The organism is Paractinoplanes hotanensis (assembly GCF_023717965.1).
GTDB classification, from domain to species: domain Bacteria; phylum Actinomycetota; class Actinomycetes; order Mycobacteriales; family Micromonosporaceae; genus Actinoplanes; species Actinoplanes polyasparticus.
This window is the reverse complement of sequence record NZ_JAMQOL010000018.1, coordinates 16,852-32,948: the sequence shown is the minus strand read 5'-3', so window position 1 is coordinate 32,948 and position 16,097 is coordinate 16,852. Positions and strand designations below refer to the sequence as shown.

The 16,097-nt window shown below is 70.2% G+C and carries 13 protein-coding genes; 9 read left to right on the top strand and 4 right to left on the bottom strand.

Annotation, left to right across the window (positions count from 1 at the left end):
- Window positions 1-101 precede the first annotated feature (101 nt).
- The 8 genes from LXN57_RS15285 (at window position 102) to LXN57_RS15250 (ending at window position 7,809) form a co-directional block, all read left to right on the top strand.
- Entirely contained in the window at window positions 102-401 is a 300-nt protein-coding gene (locus LXN57_RS15285; protein ID WP_251798830.1) for a hypothetical protein, read from the top strand.
- A gap of 21 nt (window positions 402-422) precedes the next feature.
- Window positions 423-4,139 (top strand): hypothetical protein, encoded by a 3,717-nt coding sequence (locus LXN57_RS15280; protein ID WP_251798829.1) that lies wholly within the window; start codon window positions 423-425, stop codon window positions 4,137-4,139.
- A 403-nt stretch (window positions 4,140-4,542) separates the two neighbouring features.
- Window positions 4,543-4,989: a restriction system modified-DNA reader domain-containing protein gene (locus LXN57_RS15275; protein ID WP_251798828.1), complete on the top strand. Its 447-nt coding sequence runs from the start codon at window positions 4,543-4,545 to the stop codon at window positions 4,987-4,989.
- A gap of 119 nt (window positions 4,990-5,108) precedes the next feature.
- On the top strand, window positions 5,109-5,324 hold the full coding sequence (locus LXN57_RS15270) for a hypothetical protein (RefSeq protein ID WP_251798827.1): 216 nt from the start codon (window positions 5,109-5,111) through the stop codon (window positions 5,322-5,324).
- A gap of 236 nt (window positions 5,325-5,560) precedes the next feature.
- Window positions 5,561-6,112, top strand: coding sequence for a uridine kinase family protein (locus LXN57_RS15265; protein ID WP_251798826.1), 552 nt, complete (start codon window positions 5,561-5,563; stop codon window positions 6,110-6,112).
- Window positions 6,109-6,618, top strand: a complete 510-nt coding sequence (locus tag LXN57_RS15260) for a pyridoxamine 5'-phosphate oxidase family protein (protein ID WP_251798825.1) — start codon at window positions 6,109-6,111, stop codon at window positions 6,616-6,618. Before LXN57_RS15265 ends, LXN57_RS15260 begins: the two co-directional genes overlap by 4 nt.
- Window positions 6,615-7,115: a GrpB family protein gene (locus tag LXN57_RS15255; RefSeq protein WP_251798824.1), complete on the top strand. Its 501-nt coding sequence runs from the start codon at window positions 6,615-6,617 to the stop codon at window positions 7,113-7,115. The genes LXN57_RS15260 and LXN57_RS15255 overlap by 4 nt, the downstream gene beginning before the upstream one ends.
- A gap of 211 nt (window positions 7,116-7,326) precedes the next feature.
- Window positions 7,327-7,809: a GNAT family N-acetyltransferase gene (locus tag LXN57_RS15250; RefSeq protein ID WP_251798823.1), complete on the top strand. Its 483-nt coding sequence runs from the start codon at window positions 7,327-7,329 to the stop codon at window positions 7,807-7,809.
- 145 nt (window positions 7,810-7,954) lie between these two features.
- On the opposite strand, the gene LXN57_RS15245 is transcribed toward LXN57_RS15250, so the two are convergent.
- Window positions 7,955-9,247 carry a hemolysin family protein gene (locus LXN57_RS15245; protein ID WP_251798822.1) on the bottom strand — a complete coding sequence of 431 codons (1,293 nt, stop codon included), beginning with the start codon at window positions 9,245-9,247 and terminating at the stop codon, window positions 7,955-7,957.
- A gap of 325 nt (window positions 9,248-9,572) precedes the next feature.
- On the opposite strand from LXN57_RS15245, the gene LXN57_RS15240 reads away from it, so the two are divergent.
- The gene (locus tag LXN57_RS15240) at window positions 9,573-9,821 is read left to right on the top strand and encodes a GntR family transcriptional regulator (protein ID WP_251798821.1); all 249 of its coding nucleotides are present in this window, start codon (window positions 9,573-9,575) and stop codon (window positions 9,819-9,821) included.
- A gap of 618 nt (window positions 9,822-10,439) precedes the next feature.
- Here LXN57_RS15240 and ggt read toward each other — a convergent pair.
- The 3 genes from ggt to LXN57_RS15225 form a co-directional block, all read right to left on the bottom strand.
- Entirely contained in the window at window positions 10,440-12,236 is a 1,797-nt protein-coding gene (ggt, locus tag LXN57_RS15235; RefSeq protein WP_251798820.1) for a gamma-glutamyltransferase, read from the bottom strand.
- Window positions 12,237-12,337: 101 nt separating this feature from the next.
- On the bottom strand, window positions 12,338-14,257 hold the full coding sequence (locus LXN57_RS15230) for an ABC transporter ATP-binding protein (RefSeq protein ID WP_251798819.1): 1,920 nt from the start codon (window positions 14,255-14,257) through the stop codon (window positions 12,338-12,340).
- Window positions 14,254-16,086 (bottom strand): ABC transporter ATP-binding protein, encoded by a 1,833-nt coding sequence (locus LXN57_RS15225; protein WP_251798818.1) that lies wholly within the window; start codon window positions 16,084-16,086, stop codon window positions 14,254-14,256. Before LXN57_RS15225 ends, LXN57_RS15230 begins: the two co-directional genes overlap by 4 nt.
- Between the last annotated feature and the right edge of the window lie 11 nt (window positions 16,087-16,097).

Here is a 16,097-nt window from a genome sequence, read left to right as displayed (position 1 = left end):
CGGGGGCGATGGCGGGGGTGCGCGCCCGCGGCACGGACGGAGAGCGAACGCCTACCCTGGGGGGTGTGGGGGACGCGAGCCCCGCAAGCTGGAGGTGTCGGATGAGCCGGGGAACCAGAACGATCGTCGCGGTGTCACTGCTGGTGGCCGCTGCTGCGGCGGCGGCGCTGGGCTGGATGCTCTCGCGCGGCGACGTGGAGCGGGCCAACCAGTGGTCGGGCATCGTGCAGGGGTTCACCGCAGTGCTCGGCCTGCCCGGCCTGATATTCGCGATCTTGGCTTTGCGCTCGGGCAGCCAGGCGGACGGTGCGCGGGACCGGGTGAGCCAGTCGGTGCGCATCGGCCGGGTCAGATCCGGCGGATCGGTGCGGCAGAACGTGAACCAGCGCTCCGGCGACTGACCGGCCGGCGCGGAACATCGGATGAGTCTCGACGACGGCACCACCCGCCAGGACGTCTCGCTCGGGCGGGTCCGCGCACGGGGCGATGTGGTGCAAGTGGTCACCCAGATCGCCGGTCGGCGGCCCGGATTCGCCTTGGGCCCGCCGGCTGCGCCCAAGCCGGTCGGCGCCGGACTCGGCCCGAGCGCCTGGCTGGTTGCCGCGAACGAAATCGTGCCGTACGTCGGGCGCGACTCCGAACGGGCCGAGGTCGCGGCCTGGCTGGTCACCGACGCCCCCGTCGCAGCCCGGTTGATGACGGCGCCCGGCGGCCAGGGCAAGACCCGGTTGGCGCGGCAGTGCGCCCGGGAGGCGGCTGACTGGGACGTCCTGGTGGCCCGGCACCGCCTCGACGGCGGCGGGCTCGCCGGGCTGAGCGGCACCCCGCGGCAGTTCTCATCGTCCGGCCGGCCCGAGCACGGCGAATCTCGCCACGGCACGTTGATTCTGGTCGACTACGCCGACCGCTGGCCTCAGGACGACCTTCTCACCCTCTTCGAGGACCCGACGGTGCAGAGCGCGGCCGACCGGGGCCGGCTGCGATTCCTGCTACTGGCCCGGTCGGGCGCCTTCTGGTGGACGCTCGCGGACCTGCTGGGCGCGGCAGGTGTCGCGGCGAGCCGCCGCGAACTCGGCGACCTGCCCGCCGGTGACGGGCAGAGGCGACATCTGTTCGAGACCGCGGCGGGCGCCTTCGCGAGCAGCGACCGGCTGAACCTCGATCCGTCGGCGATCCCCTTCCCGGACGATCTGTCCGCGGAGTGCTTCAGCACCCCGCTGGCGGTGCAGTACTCCGCGCTCGCGGCCGCGCTTGCCGTCCACGACGGACTTCCCGGTGCGCAGGCGGCCCGGTACGCGACCGACCCGGCCACCGCCTCGCGCAACCTCATCCGGCGCGAGGTTCGGGCCTGGCGGCGCCTGGCCGAACCGGGAGTGGCCGAACCGGTGCGCTGCTCGGTGCGGGTGCTCGCCCGAACCGTCTTCGTGCTGGCCCTGACCGGCGGCGCGGCGGACGATCAGGCGGCGGTGCGGCTGCTCGACCGAGTGCAACGCGGCCCGGCGCAAGACGTCGGCGCACCCACCCGGACCCTCGTCGACGACCATCGCCGGTGCTATCCGCCGCCCACGCCGTCGGCCGGCCTGGTCGCACTGCTGCCGGACCGCCTGGCCGAGGACTTCGTCGCGGCCTTGCTCGGCGCCACCGGCGACGGACCGCACACGGAGGACTCGCTCGCCGACCTCGCGGACCCGTTCGCTGCGACGGCCCTCGACCGGTTGCTCACCCCGGGGCCGGGCGCGGCAGATGCCGGACCGGGCGGCGGCCAGCACGGCCCGTTCGTGGTCGACAAGCACGCCCCGGCGGTAGTGCGCACCCTGGCCGAGGCCGCGCAGCGGTGGCCCGAGGTCGCGGTGCGGCACCTGAGCCCGGCGTTGCGGCGCGACCCCGACCTCGCCCCGGCCGCGGGCGCCGTCGCGCTCACCCGGATCAGCGCGCTCGAGGAACTCGCCGACCTGCTCCCGGCGGTGGGTGACGCCGCCTACCGCCGGGTTGCCACTGGGCGGCACGAGGACCTCGTGGCCGGTGCGGTCGCCGTCCAGGAGGCCGTCGTCGCACGAGTGCGGCGAGACGCCGCGGACCCTGCCGACCTGGAACACCTGTTCAGTCTGCTGTTCACCCTGTGGGCACTGCTGGGCCGGCTGGGCCGGCGGGCCGAGGCGGTGCCGGTGATGCGCGAGATGGTCGGCCTCGGCCGGCGCCTCTCCGCGGCGGGGAGCGATGCCTCCGAGAGGCACCTCGTCCTGCTGGGCTGGGCCGTCGACGCGCTGGTCATCGCCTTGATGGACGTCGGCCGAGCCGACGAGGCGGCGGTCGTCGCCGAGGAGGCGGTGGCGCTCGCCCGGCAGCTTCCGGACGACGGGCGCTGGCTCGCCGATGCCCTCAGCAACCAGGCTACGGCCCTGGAGCTGACCGGCCGCACCGAGGAGGCAGTGGAGGCGATGGCCGCCGCCGCGGGCGAGTTCCGCAGGCGGGCCGACTCGGCCGGTGCCGACGGACCGGACCGGTATCTGCCTGTCGCCGCGGCCCTCGGTAATCAGGCGCGGATGCTGCTCGACCTGGGCCGGACGGCGCACGGTCTCGCCGTTCAGAGAGAGGCTGTCGCGGTTGGCCGGCGGGCGGCTGACCCGCGCGACGGCGACCCCGACGCGGGCCTACCGGTGCTGGCGCATGCCCTCGGGGTGTACGCCGCGGTCCTGGCGTCGTCGGGGCGCGCCGAGCAGGCGGTGACCGCGGCGACGGAGAGCGTCGAGATCCTGCGGCAGCTGCCCACGGCCGAGCCTGCCGACGCGCCCCGCGCCGATCTGGCCGCGGCGTTGACCGATCTGGCTCGGCTGCTGGTCGGCGCGGGCAGGCCGGTCGACGGGGCGGCCTCGGCGGCCGAGGCGGTCGAGCTTCGCCGGTTGCTGGCTGATCCAGCCGTGGGCGACCCGGTGATCCGGCTGCCCGGCCTGGCCGAGTCCCTCCTGTCGCACTCCGACGTTCTGGCGGCGGTCGGCGAGCACCACCTGGGCCTGGCTGCCTCGCGGGAGGCGGTCGCCATCGGTGAGGGTCTGCGCGACGCCGCCGCGGGCGACCAGGAGACCGCGCGTTTCGTGCTGGCCCGCGCCCTGGCCACGCACAGCAACCGGTTGGCCGGCTGCGGCGAGCCGCAACAAGCCCTGGCCGCGGCCCGCGCCTCGATCGAGCTGGCCCGGGAGCTCGCCGACCCGGAACGGGGGAACCGGCTGCTGTTCGGGCCGATGCTCGCCGAGTTCCTCCGGGCGTACGCGCACCGGTCGGCCGCGACGGCCCTGCCTGACGAGTCGGTCGTCGCCTGGCGGGAAGCGGTGCTGCTCTGCCGGGAGACGGTCTCGTCCTGGCGGTCCGCGAACGCCTTGAAGGCGCTCGCCATCACGGTCGAAGGCTTCCCCGGCGAGGGCTCGTCGGCCGAGGCCCTGGACGCGGCCCGGGAAGCCGTGACGGTGCGTCGCCGGCTGGCCGAGTACGGTGAGGGGGACCAGTCCGAGGCCCGCGAAAGCCTGCTGGCCGCATTGCGGGGATTGGCCGCGCGGCTCGAAACAGCCGATGAATCCGGCGAGGACTTGGCCGTCGGGCGCGAGCGGGTGGACGTGCTGCAAGAGCTGGCGGCGGACGAGGGGGACGAACCCCGGGAGTGGTCGGCTCAGCTCATGCTGGCTCAGATCCAGTACGCGGGCGCGTTGACCGAGCTGGACCGTCCCGATGAGGCTCTGGTCGTCAGCAGGGAGACGGTCGCGCTCGCCGAGCGGCTGCCGGTGCGCTCCCCTCGGCTTGTGTTTACCGCGATGGCACGGTCCCTGGAGGCCAAATCGCTCAGCTTGCTCGGCCGTGCCGACGAGGCACTGCGGGCTGTGGAAGAGTCCGTGCAGATCATTCGCCGGGCTGACTCAGAGGTCTCGTTCAGCGGCGTGCTGCCGTACACGTTTACCGTGCACGCGGAGGTGCTGCACTCGGCGGGCCGGACGGCCGAGGCCTGCGAGACCCTGCGCGAGGGCCTGGCCCGGCACCAGGCGACATCGGCCAGCGGGGAGGACAACCCCACCCTGCGCGGCCTTGTCGAGGACATGCGTGAGCAGCTCGCCGGACTGTGCGACGCCGAACCGGGCTTGACCGATCTGTAAGGACTTCGCCAACTCCCGGACCGGCGCGACATCCTCGAACGCCACCTCGACGACCCGCGACAGTGGAAGCCGAACCTCGCCGAACCACTCGACGTCGAAAGCTTCGACGTCGAGCACCTCAGCAACGCCCGGCAGGCCTTCCATGCTCGAACCATCGCTGATCCATTGAGACTCGCCAAGACAGCAGAGACAAAATCCGCCCAGAACCTTGCGGCATGGGGACCGATCCGGCGGATGACCTTGCGGAATCCGGAATCCGGAATCCGGTTGCGGATTCACCCGTCGTTGACCGCGTTCACGAGTCCGCCGGGGTACGCGCCGGGCAAGCAATTCCGCTTGGCCACTTGCATCCACCTTTTGACTCTGTCACTCTAAGACTCCAAGTCAGCCGAAGTGGGGCACGATGCAGACCATCGAGATCGAGGACGAAGTGTTCGTCCAACTCCAGAACCGCGCGCGTCCGTTCATCGACACGCCAAACGACGTCATCAAAGGCCTGCTGGCTGAGGTCGGAGCTGTCACGCAAAGCGCATCCGCTAAGCCATTCTCGGGGTCACCCCCCGGCGTCTCGACGGTTGGCCGTCTGTCCAAGCTCATTGAGGATGGTTTGGTACATCCGGGAGACAAGGTCCGTCACCGCCGCAAACGTACTAATGAGGTGTTCGAGGCAACGATCACTGAAGGCGGCTGTCTACAAGTGGACGACGTCCCAGCGCCGTTCCGTGAGCCAAGTCCAGCGTTGCGGCACTTCACTCAGTCGCAGATCGACGGTTGGCACAACTGGGTGCATGTAGACAGTCAACGCACGCTACGCGACCTGCGCGACAACGGAGCGGGAAAACAACGATGAGACCCGAGGTGGTAGCAGCTACCTACGAGGTCCTGGTCCTCAAGGCCCAGATGCGGGATGTGGTGACGTACTCCGGCCTGAGTTCGACCGTCCCCGGTCTACCGGTCCGGGGACCAGCCATGATCGACACACTGATCGCGGTGAGTGCGCGCTCATGGGCCGAGAAGGGTGTCTTGCTTCCGGTGCTGGTCGTGAACGCAGGCAAGAATGGATTGCCGAGTAGCGGCTTCTACGAGTCACTGGCCCAATACCGCCCCAACGACGACCAGTCGGACCCCGCGAAGGCTGCCCGTCGAGAACGCGAGCGTGTCTACGCTGCCTACCCGATGGGTTGAGTCTCGATAACCGCCGCAGAGGTGTAACCCGTACTCGCCGGGTCGGGGCGCCACGAACCCCGCCTCAGGGGTTCCTTCTGGTCCGCAATCGGGTGACCTGCACGGAAAGCCGCAAGGTAGGTCCCGGACAGTTCGACGCGACGGTGTCCGGACCTGCTCTGCGAGTCCCTGGTCAGCGGCTTGATCACCGCAACTGGAACCGGACGCGGCGGCTGCGAACTGGTTAGGCTGCTTCCGTGGTCGCCGACATCGTCCGGAAAGTTGCCGCCAGCGAGCCCGTCGACGGCATCCGCATCGTCGGGATCGACGGCCCCAGCGGCTCGGGCAAGAGTCACTTGGCCCGCCAGCTGGCCGAAGCCTTGAGCGCTCCGATCATCGAGATCGACGACTTCGTCTCGTGGGGCAACTTCGCCGGTTGGTGGCCGCGCTTCGACGCCCAGGTGCTGACCCCGCTGCTGCGCGGCGACGACGCCGTGTATCAGGCACGCGACTGGTCAGATTGGCACGGCGACACGCTCGGCGGGTGGAAGACGCAGCCCTGGGCGCCGACCGTGATCTTCGAGGGCGTCACGTGCACTCGGCGGGAGACGATGAACAGGGTCGCGTACGCAATCTGGGTTGAAGCCCCCGCATCGCTGCGCCTCGCCCGGGGCCTGCGCCGCGACAACACGTTCGACGACAAGGAGCAGCTCTGGCGCACGTGGATGGCCGAGGAAGACGAGTTCTTCGCGGCCGACGGCACCCGTGAGCGGGCCGACTTGATCATTGACACCACCCACCACGCATGACGGCCAGCCCCTGGCTCGCCGAGCCCATGCCGGCCGAAAGGCTGCCGCGCGAACGGCTCGAGGAGCGCATCCTCAACCTGCTGTCCTCGCAGAACATGTGCGTGCTGGCCACCACCGGTGACGACGGCCCGCTGGCCACTCCGGTGCGTTACTACTCGCTCGGCTTCGCCGTCATGTTCACCGCCTCGCCGCGGTCGCCCAAGGTCCGCAACATCGCCGCCGACCCGCGCGTCTCGGTCGGCATCTTCGCGCCGCTGGTCGGCCTGGCCAGCAGCCGCGGCGCGCAATTGTTCGGCCGGGCACGCGTGCTGGGCGGCGACAACCCCGAGCGCGAGCGCTACTGGCCGGCCTTCCGCTGGGAGAACGAGCACGCCGAGCAGGGCCGCCCTGTCACCGAGCCACCCCGCGACACCCTGGTCGTCCTCGAACCCGACCGCATCGTCTACACCGAACACTGGCTGCGCCGCGAGGGCTTCGCCGCCCGCCAGTTCTGGAGGCGCGCATGAGACAAGATCCGATCAAAATCCTTCCGTACGACGTGAGTTGGCCCGACGCTTTCGAGCAGCAGCGCGCCCGCGTCGAGCCGGCCCTGCTCCCGTGGCTGACCGGCCCTGTCGAACACATCGGCAGCACGGCCGTCCCCGGCCTGGCGGCCAAGCCGATCATCGACATGCTTGCCCGCATCGACTCGTACGACGCGGGCGGCATCGAGCAGACGTTGGCCGCGCTGGGCTGGGTACACGCCCCCGAACCGGGCGACGCCGAGAAACGCAAGTGGTCGTTCTGCTACCCCGACGAGGCCCGGCGCACCCACCACCTGCACATCTACGAGAACTCGGCCGACGTCTGGCCCCGCCTGCTCGCCTTCCGAGACCACTTGCGTACGCATCAGGCCGACGCCGCCGCATACGCCGAGCTCAAGCAGTCCCTGGCCGCCGAGGACTCCCACGACCGTCCCCGCTACCGCGCCGGCAAGGCCCCCTTCATCGAAAGCCTGTCGTGATTTCAAGCGCACCGTCACGACATCGCCCGGGGGCCGAACAGGCGCGACCGAACCGCGGTTCTAAGGTGCCCGCTGTGAGGGCGTGATGAGAGGGTCGGAGGATGCGATGCTTCACGACGGTCCGGAAGCACCTGCTTGGATCAACCATCAGGTTCCAGCCGGAGGGGCAGTGTTCATCCGTTCACGACGCGACAAGGACTTGGATCGCTGTGTGGAGGCGTTGCGCCTGGTCCACGAGGCCGACGGGTACCCGTTGAACTGGCCCCGCGATCCGCGAGCCTGGCTGGCCCCGGCCGACGCGGCCTGGGTCACCGAGGCGGCCGACGGCACGATCACCGGGCACGTCGCCGTGCGGGAAATCGAGGGCCGGGGCGAATTGTGCCGCCTCTTCGTCATTCCGGAAGCGCGCCGCCGCAGCCGATCACCCCGCGTCCGCAGCGAGGAGGAGCCGCCGCTCCGGGAAGAAGGAAGGCTGGAGCGCGGCGTCTCAATCGGGCGGGCGTTGGTCGAGCGGGCGAAAGCGTGGGCGGCCGAGCGCGGCTACAGCCTCACGTTGAACGTCGTCGACGAGCAACGGTCGGCCGCAGTCGCTTTCTACGAGGCAACGGGCTGGCGCTTCACCCATGTCTCGGACGCCGACTGGGCCGGGCCGGACGGCCAGCCGGTAAGACTGCGTCACTACGAGGCCAGTTAGGCCGGGCACGTGCGGCGAGTCCGCGAAGCTGTGCCGACTGCGAGTCCGCGAGACTGCGCCCTCTACACGGCCGGGCTGCGGCGAGTCCACGAAGCTGCGCCTACTGCAAAACCGCGCCTGTGGCGAATCCGCGAATCTGCGTCCGCTACGAGGCCGGCTGCTCCTCGGCCCCGGTGGTCACGGCCCTCAGCCGTACGCCGGTGATGGCGCGACCGGTAACCTCGACCACCTCGGCCGAATGGCCGTCGATGGCCACCACCTCGCCCGGGCCGGTCGGGATGTGGCCCAGCCGCGCCAGCACCAGCCCGGCGATCGTCGTGTAGTCGCCGTCGATCAGGTTGGTCGCGTCGACGCCGATGTCGGGCAGGTCGTGCACCGGGAACGTGCCCGGCAGCAGCATCGCCCCGTCTCCCTCGCGGACCACCGACTGCACGTCGCGGTCGGCCTCGTCGTAGATCTCGCCGACGACCTCCTCGACCAGGTCCTCCATGGTGACGATGCCGTCGATCGCGCCGCGCTCGTCGACCACCAGCGCCAGCTGCTGACGGTCGACCCGCAGCTGGCGCATGGCGTCGGAGACCTTGAGCGAGTCGGGCAGGAACGTCGGGGCGAACATGTGGTCGCCGACCACGCCGGTCGCGTCGATCAGGTCACGCAGGTGCACCACCCCGAGTACGTCGTCGAGCCCCATCGGCCCGGTGACGGGCGCCCGCGAATGCCCGCCGGCGACCAGTTTCCGCAGCGCCTCGTGCGCTGACACGTCGGCCGTGAGGGTCACGACATCCCTTCGCGGTACGAGGATCTCGCGCAACACCCGGTCGGCGATCTCGAACGCGCCGCTGATGATGGTGCGCTGCTCCGGCGTGAACTCCTGCTGCTGGGTGACGAGGTCCCGGATCTCCTCAGTCGACACTTCCTCGCGCGCCGCGTCGGGATCGCTGCCGGTCAGCCGTACGACCATGTCCGTCGACCGGCCGAGCAGCCAGATCACGGGCCGGGACAGTGTCGAGAGCATGTCGAGCGGCCGGGCGACCATCAGAGCCCAGCTCTCGGCCCGCTGCATGGCGATCCGCTTGGGCGCCAGCTCACCCACGACCAACGTGAAGAACGTCAGCACGATGGTGACGAGCACAATCGCGACCGGCTCGGCAGCCCCGCCCAGGAACCCGAGCGGCCCGGTCAACGGCCGGGAAAGCGAGACCGCGGCCGAGGCCGACGCCAGGAAGCCGGCCAGCGTGATGCCGATCTGGATCGTGGCCAGGAACCGGTTGGGGTCGCGGGCCAGCTTGGCCAGCGTGGCGCCCGCTTTGGAGCGGCGCTCGAGGCGCTGGAGCTGACTGTCCCGCAACGAGATCAGCGCCATCTCACTGCCGGCGAACGCGGCATTCAACAGCACCAGCACAACAACCAGTACAACCTGCCACCCATAGCCGCCCAAGGCGGATTCACTCCCTTCAAGATCGGAACCAAGAACGGTACGGGAGCAAGCTGAAAGCAGTTCTCAGGAAGGACGAACCGGTCATGACGGCCGACGATCTGCGGTTTCGCCGTCACGCCCCACACCGAGACCTCGGACGCGAGGGCTTCTACGGCGCCGCTCGCCCCGACGCCGTGAACACGTCGGGGCCGAGCTGCCAGCAGGGGATCAAGTGATCCCTGCGGTCCGAAGCAAGTTTCAACCGGCACTCAAGAACTTATCCATGCATACGTATGTAAGCGTTGATGGTGGGAGATAGGCATAGGCACCCGCCTACTGTCGCCCTATGAGCGATGAGATCCAGGAGCCTTATCGTCACCGGACGCCCCGCCCGGTGTACGTGATGATCGCGGAAGAGCTCGCTCAGGAGATCGCCAAGGCTCCCGTGGACTCGCCCATCGCCAGCGAGAACGACATCCGCCAGCGCTGGGGCGTGGCGCGCGCTACCGCTCGCCACGCGATCGCCGAGCTGCGAGAACGCGGTCTTGTCTACACAGTGGCCGGTCGCGGCTCGTTCGTCAGCCCTCGACCGTAAAAAAGCTGGCAGAAGTGCTGCAAATCGATCTACGTCCCAATCAGTGCCGCGCGGAAGACCTACCCGGAGCAGGACAGCTTGGGTAGCTGGTTGATCAAGCCGCTGGGGTCATCCGCATGCGCTCAAGGCAGGAGTCATCGCAGCACGGCGTTGATCGCCATGTCGGACCATCCCCCGCGCTCGCGGGGAGCAGAGATTCACGACGATGCCGGTGTGGGTGTAGAAGGGAACATCCCGCGTACGCGGCGGGCAGGGGCGGCTCCTCGATGGGGTTGACCTCGCAGGTCGGGCCCATCACCTGCATGCGCGGGAAGCAGCCAATGCCGGTGATCTCGGCCAACCCGTTGTCCGGATCATCGCCGTGTGCGCGGGGAGCAGCTTCACCGGTCGCGGTCCTTCTCGTACGAGATGGGACCATCCCCGCGTGCGCGGGGATGATCCCTTGAACTGCGTCTTGTTGCGCAGCCCGCCGCCCTATCCCCGGACACGTGGTTGTCCAGCCGACCATGACGCCGGTTGGCGAGCTCTCTTGGTGCGTCATCCGCCGTTGAGAGCGACAGTCGCCGCAGCGTGGGGCCCGGCCGGACGGGCCGGCCGGGCCCCACGATCAGATGGGGGTCAGCGAGCTGGATGGACGACTGCGGCGGCGCCGGAGCCTCGGCGGGCGGGTTCGGCTGAGGCTATGAAGCCGCCGTGTTTGGTGAACTCGATGGCTGTGGCGGCGCCCAGTTCGGGGACGTCGGCCGCGAAGGTGTGGCCCAGCGCGGTCAGGGACGGCCCGTAGGTCGTACGGAAGGCGGGCTCGGCCTGGATGCCGGCTGAGTTGCGCTGGGAGGCGCGGGGTGCGGCCATCGCCTGGGGCAGGGATTGGCCCAGGACCACGCGGTTGAGCAGGATCTGCAGGACCGTGGTGATGATGGTGGCGCCGCCGGGCGAGCCCAGGGCGAGGAACGGCTTGCCGTCCTTGAGGACGATGGTGGGGGACATCGAGCTGCGCGGGCGCTTGTTGGGGCCGGGCAGGTTGGGGTCGGCCGCGGGGGCCTGGGTGTTGGTGAAGTTGAAGTCGGTGAGCTCGTTGTTGAGCAGGAAGCCGCGGCCGGGGACGACCATGGCGTTGCCGCCGGTCTGCTCGATCGTGAACGTGTATTCGACGATGTTGCCCCAGCGGTCGGCCACGGTCAGGTTCGTCGTGCTCTGACCCTGCTCGGTGGGGCCGCCGGCCTTCGCCGGGGTGCAGCCCGAGTCGTTCAGGTTGCCGGGCGGGACGGGCTTGGTGAGGGCCTTCGCCGGGTTGATCTGGCAGGCGCGCTGCTTTGCCCATTCGTCCGAGATGAGCTTCTTGACGACCGGCTGCGGGGTGTACGCGCCGACGTAGCGGTTGCGGTCGGCGAACGACAGCGCCGTCGCCTCGAGGTAGTAGTGCAGTGCCTTGGTGACGTCCGACTTGGACAGACCGGCGGTCTCGAGGATGTTGAGGGCCTCGCTCACGGCGATGCCGCCGCTGGACGGGGTGTTCATGCCGTAGACGGTGAGGTCACGGAACGTCGACCGGGTCGGTGCGGGGTGGCGCAGGTCGTAGCGGGCCAGGTCGGACAGGGTCAGCGTGCCGGGGCGGATGGGGTAGGCCCAGGCGCCGGCCGGTGTGGACGAGACCGGGGGGTTCTGCACCGTGCGCACGATGTCCCGCGCGACCGCGCCCCGGTAGAGGACGCCGGTGCCCTGGCGGGCGATCAGGCGGTAGGTGTCGGCCAGGTCGGGGTTGCGCTGGATCGAGCCGACGGCGGGCGGCTGACCGCCGGGCAGGTACAGCGCTTTGGTGGAGTCGAACTGGCCGAAGGGCGCGGCGTTGTCGGCGATCTGCTGGCGGAACGTGGCGTCGACCGGGAAGCCGCGGTCGGCGACCTTGGCCGCCGGCTGGAGCAGGCTGGCCAGCGACCTGGTGCCCCACTTCTTGGTGGCGGATTCCCAGGTGGCCAGGGTGCCGGGTGTGCCGACCGAGAGGCCGGAGACGCGGGCCTCGGCGAAGTCGTACGGAAGGCCGTCGGCCGGGTCGATGAAGTGGGACTCTTTCATCGTGGCGGGGCCGGACTCGCGGCCGTCGATGGTCTGGACGCTGCGTTTGCGGGCGTCGTAGTAGACGAAGAAGCCGCCGCCGCCGATGCCGGCTGAGAACGGCTCGGTGACGCCGAGGGTGGCCGCCGCCGCGACCGCGGCGTCGACCGCGTTGCCGCCGCGCCGCAGCACGTCGATGCCGACGGCGGTGGCGGTCGGGTCGACCGTGGACACCGCGCCGCCGTACCCCGTCGCCGTCGGGCCGAGGGCCGGAGCGGGACCACCGCCGGCGAAGGCCGGTGAGGGCGCGACGAGCAGCGCCCCGGAGAGAGTTAGCACGCCTAGGACCGGGCGAATCCGCATTGATCCTCCGAAGATGTAGCGCAGAGCGTTCCGTCTATCTCTGCCTACCAGATCCGCCGGTGTTGCGCTGCTCGAGCCACGAAAGCAGCACCGCGACGACGTCAGGAGTGCGCCGCCCAGGTCGCGAACATGTCCGCGTACCGGCCGCCGGCGGCGACCAGTTCGGCGTGCGAACCGGTCTCGATGATGCGATGGTCGTCGACCACGATGATCCGGTCGGCCCGCATCGCCGTCGACAGGCGATGGGCGACCAGGATCGCCGTACGGCCGTCGAGCAGGGCGTCCAGGGCGGCCTCGACCCGCAGCTCGGAGCGCAGGTCCAGGCTCGAGGTGGCCTCGTCGAGCACGACCACCCGCGGCTCGGCCAGGAAGGCGCGGGCCAGCGCCAGCAACTGCCGCTCGCCGGACGACACGGACTGGCCGCGTTCGTGCAGCGGGGTGTCCAGGCCCTCCGGTGAGCGTTCAACCAGCTCGCGCAGCCCGACGGCGTCGACGGCAGCCCAGACTTCGGCATCGGTGGCGGCCGGACGGGCGAACGCGATGTTGTCGCGCAGCGAGCCGGCGAACAGGAACGGCTCCTGCGGGACGACGCCGATCTGGGTGCGCAGCGACGACAGGGTGACGTCGCGCAGGTCGTGACCGTCGATCAGGATGCGGCCGGCCGACGGGTCGTAGAAGCGGGTCACCAGCTTGGCCAGCGTCGACTTGCCGGCGCCGGTCGGGCCGACGCACGCCACGGTCTCGCCCGGCGAGATGTGCAGGTTCACGCCATCGAGGACCGGCCGGTCGGGCAGGTAGCCGAACGTGACGTCGTCGAAGACGATCTCGCCGCGGACCGGGGGAAGCGCAGCCGCCCCGGCTTTCTCAGCGACAGCGGGCGCGAGAGCCAGCAAGCCGCGGATCTTGCCGATGGCCGCCTTGCCCTGCTGGTACTGCGTGTAGAGCTGGACCAGTTGCTGCACCGGCTGGAAGAAGGAGTTGATGTAGAGGACGAACGCGGTCAGCTCGCCGATCGTGAGCGTGCCCCGCAGCACCATCCGGCCGCCGATCAGCAGCAGCACGGCCATCGCGATCAGGCCGATCACGGACGTGCCGGGACCGTACACGGCGTTGATCCGGCCGGTGAAGTCGTTGGCGTCGCGGTAACCGCCGACGACCTCGCGGTGGGCGACGACGTTGCGGTCCTGCCGGTTGTGGGCCGTCACCACGCGTACGCCGTTGAGGCTTTCGGCGAGGTCGGCGAACATGGCGGCGATCGCGTCGCGCTGGCGGTTGTAGCCGCGGTCGGCCGCGTGCCGGAACCACAGTGAGGCGACGGTCAGCGGCGGCACGACCAGCACCAGCGTGATCAGGGCCAGCGTGGGGTTGTAGTGGAACAGCAGCCCGGTGACGACGACCATGGTCAGGCCCTGGATGAGGAACTGCGCGAAGCCGTCCTGGAGCAGGCTCTGCAACGACTCCACGTCGGACGTCATCCGGGTCATGGTGACGCCGGCCTTCTCGCGGGTGTAGTAGTCGAGCGACATCCGCTGCAGGTGGGCGAAGACGCGGACGCGCAGGTCACGGGTGGCGGCCGCGGCGAGCAGGCCGCTCTTGCGCATGCGGATGGCGGTGGCCAGGCCGGTGAGCAGCACCGCGGCGACGAAGCAGATCGTGGCGACGATGAGCACGCGCAGGTTCCCGGCGGCTACGCCGTGGTCGATTCCCACCTGGACGAGGTAGGGCCCGGCCTGCAGCAGCAGGGTCTCGACCAGGATCGCGACCGACGCCGCGAGCAGCAGGCCGGGCCGCCCGATCAACAGGCGGCTCAGCGAGATCCTGCCCCCCGAGTCGCCCACCGGGTCGAACGCCACACCCGGGTCGCCATGGGAGGGCTCGCGCGATTCGAGCTTCGCCACACCCGCCTGCAGGTCCTCCGGAATGCCGGCGAACGGCAGCCCGTTGCCCTTGCGCCCGGCCGCGCCCATGGTCGGCCGGCCACCGACGTTGAAGCCCCCGAAGCCGCCTCCGAACATGCTCATTTCGCGGCCACCCCCGCATCAGCCGCGCGCGTGGAGGACGTGGGTGGGCCGCCGCCTGAGGAGTCAGAGGAGTCGGAGGAGATTGTTGCCGCCAGCACCTGCGCATACCGCGGCTCCGATTCGAGCAGCGAGGCGTGGGTGCCGTCGGCGATCACACGGCCCGCTTCCATGAGCACGACCCGGTCGGCCAGGCCGATGGTCGAGAGCCGGTGGGCCACGATGAGCGTCGTGCGCCCGCGCATCTGGTCGCGCAGCGAGGCGTGGATGCGCTGCTCCACGGTGACGTCGATGGCGCTGGTGGCGTCGTCGAGCACCAGCACGGGCGGGTTGACCAGCAGCGCCCGGGCGATCGCGACTCGCTGCCGCTGCCCGCCGCTGAGCGTGTAGCCGCGCTCCCCCACGACCGTGTCGTAGCCGTCGGGCAGGTCCCGGATGAACTCGTCGGCGCCGGCCGCCACCGCCGCCGTGATGACCTCGTCGCGGGTGGCGTGCGGTTTCCCGTACGCGATGTTGTCGTGCAGGGACAGCGAGAACAGGAACGGCTCGTCGGGCACGATGCCCACCTGTTCGCGCAGGGACGCCAGCGACAGCGAGCGCACGTCGTGCCCGTCGATCGTCACCCGCCCCTCGGTGACGTCGTAGAACCGGGCCGCCAGCCGGCCGAGCGTCGACTTGCCCGACCCGGTGCCGCCGACCACGGCGACCGTCTCCCCCGGGCGTACGCGCAGATTCAAGCCGTCGAGTGCGGGGGTGCCGTTCGGGTAGGCGAAACTGACGTTCTCGAACGCGAGGTCACCGCGCAACGGCACGACGAGCGGATCGGGGCCGTCCACGACCTCGCTCGGCGTATCGAGGATCTCGTAGATGCGGCGGGCCGACGCCGACGCCCGCTGCCCCATCATGATCATCATGCCGAGCATCCGGAACGGCGGCTGGAGCATCAGGACGTACGAGTTGAAGGCGACGATCGTGCCGACCGTGGTGCTGCCGTCGATCACCATGTAGCCGCCGACCAGCAGCACCAGCGCCAGCCCGAGCCGGGGCAGGTTGTCGAGCAACGGGTTCCAGCGGCTGCGGATGCGCGCGTCCTGGCGGTAGGCCCACCGGATGCGGTCGGCGCTCTCGGCCAGCGTGCGCAGCTGCCGGCCCTCCGCGGCGAACGCCTTCACGATGCGTACGCCCTGGATGTTCTCGTCGACGACAGTGGCCAGCTGGGCCAGGCGGGCCTGGATCATCCAGGACACCGGGAAGATCGCCTTGCGCATCGTCACGCCGAGGATCCCGATGACCGGCATGGTGGCCATGGCGACGATCGCCAGCGGCACGTTGATCGAGAGCATCAGTCCGAAGGCGACCACCGCGATCAGGCACTGGACCAGGATCGACGGGCCGAACGACAGGTACATTTGCACGGCGCGGATGTCGGAGCCGGAGCGCGACATCAGCTCGCCGGTCTGCACCCGGTCGTAGAAGCCGAACGGCATGCGGACGAGGTGGGTGTAGACGATGTTGCGGAGGTCGTACTCGAGCTCGTAGGCGGTGCGCAGCAGGTAGAGCCGGGCCGCGAAGTTGATCAGGCCTTGCAGCAGGGCGAAGCCGACGATCCACCAGACGTACGTGCCGAGCTGGGCCGTCCGGTCGACGATGGCCCGGTCGATGCCGATGCGGACCAGGTTGGGGATCTGCACCTGCACGATCAGGCCGGCGAACGAGAGCACGAGCGACGTGATCAGCAGCGCCCGATGCGCCTTGACGAGGGGTAGCGCGCGGCGCAACCAGCTCTTGCCGACGTCCGGATCGATGGACGCCCGGGGTGCGCGGCGGCTCAACGGCGCCTCCT

Excerpts from the sequence above, each read along its gene's own strand:
- LXN57_RS15285 (WP_251798830.1), top strand. The coding sequence starts at position 102 with ATGAGCCGGGGAACCAGAACGATCGTCGCGGTGTCACTGCTGGTGGCC.
- LXN57_RS15280 (WP_251798829.1), top strand. The coding sequence starts at position 423 with ATGAGTCTCGACGACGGCACCACCCGCCAGGACGTCTCGCTCGGGCGG.
- LXN57_RS15275 (WP_251798828.1), top strand. The coding sequence starts at position 4,543 with ATGCAGACCATCGAGATCGAGGACGAAGTGTTCGTCCAACTCCAGAAC.
- LXN57_RS15270 (WP_251798827.1), top strand. The coding sequence starts at position 5,109 with ATGATCGACACACTGATCGCGGTGAGTGCGCGCTCATGGGCCGAGAAG.
- LXN57_RS15260 (WP_251798825.1), top strand. The coding sequence starts at position 6,109 with ATGACGGCCAGCCCCTGGCTCGCCGAGCCCATGCCGGCCGAAAGGCTG.
- LXN57_RS15255 (WP_251798824.1), top strand. The coding sequence starts at position 6,615 with ATGAGACAAGATCCGATCAAAATCCTTCCGTACGACGTGAGTTGGCCC.
- LXN57_RS15240 (WP_251798821.1), top strand. The coding sequence starts at position 9,573 with ATGAGCGATGAGATCCAGGAGCCTTATCGTCACCGGACGCCCCGCCCG.
- ggt (WP_251798820.1), bottom strand. The coding sequence starts at position 12,236 with ATGCGGATTCGCCCGGTCCTAGGCGTGCTAACTCTCTCCGGGGCGCTG.
- LXN57_RS15230 (WP_251798819.1), bottom strand. The coding sequence starts at position 14,257 with ATGAGCATGTTCGGAGGCGGCTTCGGGGGCTTCAACGTCGGTGGCCGG.